Raw genomic sequence first — 3,113 nt, 5'->3', positions numbered from 1 at the left:
TTGTTATTGACCTCTTAAAATAGCGTAATAATGATTAGCTTGCGTGTCTCTGGATTGTTCTGTATACTGTCATCAGTTTACAGAAAGAAAAAAGTCTCAGAGCACCTTCCCTGGAAAGTCGTGTACTCTGAGACCTGGTCGCTAAAACCATGGTTATTATATCAGACTATACGTTAACCCTCAAGGGGAATTCAGGTGTTTTTTGTTGAGAGCAGTGTGACCAGCCATATATGTCCCAGATGTCAGGGGATTCTTGCCTACCGGGATTCACGCGTACGTATCCGAAGGAAAGAAGGCGGACGTAAGGAGCGTCTGATGATACGACGTTTCAGATGTAAAAACTGCCATTCCTATCATAATGAACTTCCGGATTGCCTCTCCCCGTATAAGCATTATGAAACTGAGGTTATATCAGGAGTTCTTGATGGAGTTGTCACTCCTGAAGATGCTGATTCCGAGGACTATCCGTCCATGCAGACCATGCAGCGCTGGCTCCTGTGGTTGCAGGTCAATCTGACCAACATAGAAGGCTACCTTAGAAGTGCCGGCTACAGTATCTTCAGACTTGGGGAAGGAGTCCTCTTCTCCAAAGGTTCACTGCTCGAAGCTATACGAAAAAAATATCAAAGCTGGTTGGAGATCATTCTCCGCCTGATCTATAACAGCGGGGGATTCCTGGTGCCGATCCCCTGGTAGCACTGTGCACCTACTTTGGTTCGTCTGTCACCGGCTGCTTCTGTATAGTGGTCTCAAAGGAGGTCGCTATACTATGAATACAAGCAAAAATCTTATGAAACAACAGTGGCAGGAACAGGAAGCACTCAAACGCTTTCAGCTTATATCTCCCCTTCTCAGGGAAGATATGGATGACGCAAAACGTCTGCAGCTGCGCAGGCAGATTGCACAGGAGAATAACATCTCCGTCCGCTCTCTTTATCGTTACGAGAAAGCATATGCAGAAAGCCAGTTCTCTGGACTCAAACCGGCAGACCGGCAAAAACACAGATCCCAGAGACTTCCGGACAATTTCGATTTTCTTCTGGAACAGGCAATCCAGCTCAGGAAAGAGGTCCCGGAACGGTCTGTTGCACAGATCATCTTCATTCTGGAAGCAGAAGGCTTTGTAGCACCGGGGGTATTAAAACGCCCAACCCTGGAAAGACATCTTTATAAAGCAGGGTTTGGCCGTGAACATATGCAGATGTACAGAGAAGCCCGTGAGAGTTCATCGAAACGCTTCTGCAAACCACACCGCATGATGCTGATCCAGGGAGATATCAAGTATGGTCCCAAACTTCCTATTGGAAAAAACGGTGCCAAAGTACAGACCTATCTGTCCTCGGCTATTGATGACCATTCCAGACGGCTGCTATTCTCCCGGTTCTATGATAATCAGGAAGAAGCGATCATCGAGGATACCTTTCACCAGGCGATCCTGCGTCACGGAACTTTTGATGCCTGTTACTTTGATAACGGATCACAGTATATCGCAAAGCAAATCCGTTTTTCCCTTTCCAAACTCGGCATCCGTGTCATTCATGCAAAGCCGAGAAGCGGAAAAAGCAAAGGCAAGATCGAAAAGTTCCACCAGGTCGTGGATGATTTTATCCGCGAATCGAAGCTGAAGGGTATCAAAAGCCTGGATGAATTAAACCGTCTCTGGGAGATCTTCGCAGACGAGTATTATCACAAGAAATCTCATGAAGGGATCAGTGAGTACTATGAAAGCCTTGGAGCTGCGGTCCCGGAAGAAGGGATCACACCTCTTCAGGAATGGAACCGCGACAGCCGCCCGCTCACTTTCCTGGATGTTTCAGTCGTAGCGGAAGCTTTCCTTCATCACGAAGAACGCAAAGTTGACAAAGGCGGATGTATCAGTTTCCGCGGAATAAAATACGAGACAAAACCATCACTGATTGGGCATAAAGTTGAAATTTCTTATGACCCTGCCGCGCCTGAAACGATCACGGTTTCTTATCCAGGCTATGAACCTTTTACAGCACAGCCTATAAAAATCAGCTCATACTGTGACAAACGTCCCGTATTACCGGCATCCATGCAGGAACAGAAACCGAGCACATCCCGTTTTCTTGATGCTTTAGAAAACCGCCATGCACAGACACAGCGTCAGATGGCTGACGCGATTTCATTTGCATCCTATCGGAAGGAGGCGAATGACAATGTATGAGGCATTCTTCGGTATGGAACACACACCCTTTGTCCGTGATGTTCCGCCTGAAAAGCTGTATGAATCATCTGCTTTTCGCGAGACATTAGGGCGTTTATCCTATGTGGCAGACCGCCAGATGTTTGCGGTTGTAACCGCTGATTCCGGATGTGGGAAATCAACGCTGATCCGCCGGTTTTACTCAGAGCTTCCTAAAGAGGATTACATCGTTCTTTATCTTTCAGACTCAAAGCTGACTCCAAGATGGTTTTATAAGGGGCTGCTGGATCAGCTCGGTCTGGAATCAAGGTTTTATCGGGGAGATTCCAAACGCCAGCTACAGCAGGAAATTGAAATCATCCGTGGAGTACAGCACAAGAAAGTTGTCTGTATCCTTGATGAAGCTCATCTATTGGAAAAAGAAACGCTGGAAGAATTCCGATTTCTTTTGAATTACAAATTTGATTCTGTCAGTCCCATGGCAGTAGTCCTTGTCGGGCAGACAGAACTTTGGGAAAACAAACTGAAGTTACAGCGTTACGCTGCTATTCGCCAGAGAATCGATATGTATTGTACGCTTCCACATCTGGACAGATCGGAAACAGAACAGTACATCGGAAGTCATATGGCGTATTCTGGATGTTCTCAGGAGGTTTTTACTGAAAAAGCAGTGGATGAGATCCACAAGGCATCTGCCGGAATTCCCCGTATGATCAACCGGATCTGCGAAAAGGCACTGATGTATGCCTTCCAACAGCAGAGACGTCTGGTCGATGACTATATGATCAAGTTTGTAGTAGAGCATGAAATGCTCACGGTCACAACTAAGTAAAAGTCAGCCGCCCGTTTTCGGGCGGCGAATCCACCATTATCTATGACAGGCAGTTAAGCAATCTGATGACAATTCGTGTGAGCAGTCTGGTGACAGCTCATGAAATCATTAACA

The 3,113-nt window shown here is 46.5% G+C and carries 3 protein-coding genes; all 3 read left to right on the top strand.

The window, feature by feature from the left end; genetic code table 11:
• Positions 1–195: 195 nt before the first annotated feature.
• Entirely contained in the window at positions 196–696 is a 501-nt protein-coding gene (locus JQM82_RS14795) for a DUF6431 domain-containing protein (RefSeq protein WP_197702350.1), read from the top strand.
• A 73-nt stretch (positions 697–769) separates the two neighbouring features.
• On the top strand, positions 770–2,188 hold the full coding sequence (locus tag JQM82_RS14790; protein ID WP_154433258.1) for a DDE-type integrase/transposase/recombinase: 1,419 nt from the start codon (positions 770–772) through the stop codon (positions 2,186–2,188).
• Entirely contained in the window at positions 2,181–2,999 is an 819-nt protein-coding gene (locus JQM82_RS14785; RefSeq protein ID WP_154433259.1) for an ExeA family protein, read from the top strand. The genes JQM82_RS14790 and JQM82_RS14785 overlap by 8 nt, the downstream gene beginning before the upstream one ends.
• Positions 3,000–3,113: the final 114 nt, after the last annotated feature.

The organism is Faecalicatena contorta (assembly GCF_021531995.1).
In the GTDB taxonomy this organism is placed as follows: domain Bacteria; phylum Bacillota; class Clostridia; order Lachnospirales; family Lachnospiraceae; genus Dorea_A; species Dorea_A contorta_A.
The sequence above is the reverse complement of the archived record's forward strand: the minus strand, read 5'-3'. Positions and strand labels throughout refer to the sequence as shown.